An 802-nucleotide genomic window follows, 5' to 3' on the forward strand; every position below is an offset into this window, starting at 1 on the left:
GTATCATCTGGTGTTCTTCTGATAATGAAAAATTCATTGCTTCTCCCCCATTTTCAGATCAGCGCCTAAAACGGATTGAGCCAGAAGCTCGACGACGTCGTACGTTTTGACTTGGTCTTCAGCTTCCATCGCCTTTGTGCCGTCCCCAAGCATTGTGAGACAGTACGGACAGCCGGAACTGATCACCGATGGGTTGACTGCGAGCGCTTGCTCTGTCCTGGCGACGTTAATCCTGTTGCCTGTTTCTTCCTCCATCCACATTAATCCCCCGCCAGCTCCGCAGCACATGCCGGTTTCCCGGTTTCTCTCCATTTCAACAAGCTGCACGCCCGGAATGCCTTTCAAAATCTCTCTCGGCGGATCATAGACTTCATTGTACCGGCCCAAATAGCATGAATCATGGAAGGTAATCGTCTCATGAAGCGGGTGCTGCGGCTTTAATTTTCCGTTTTTCACAAGCTCGGCCAGCACTTCTGTATGATGATAAACCTCGCCTTCAAATCCGAAATCCGGATATTCGTTTTTAAATAAATTGTATGCATGGGGATCGATCGTAACGATTTTTTTGACATCATTTTTTTCAAATTCAGAAATATTCTTCTCAGCCAGCTCTTGGAACAAAAATTCATTTCCGAGGCGGCGCGGCGTGTCTCCTGAATTTTTTTCTTTATTGCCGAGGATCGCGAAGGACACGCCCGCGTGATTGAGCAGCTTGGCAAAGGAAATTGCGATTTTCTGGCTTCTGTTGTCGTAAGACCCCATGGAGCCTACCCAGAAAAGGTACTCAAATTCTTTTCCTTCT

1 protein-coding gene is annotated in these 802 nt (G+C 47.3%); it reads right to left on the bottom strand.

The features are described from left to right. Window positions 1-33: 33 nt before the first annotated feature. A partial coding sequence (locus ACWHAR_RS25750; RefSeq protein WP_452088262.1) for a (Fe-S)-binding protein occupies window positions 34-802 on the bottom strand: 769 nt, incomplete at its 5' end.

It is taken from the genome of Bacillus sp. LR--39, assembly GCF_053613335.1.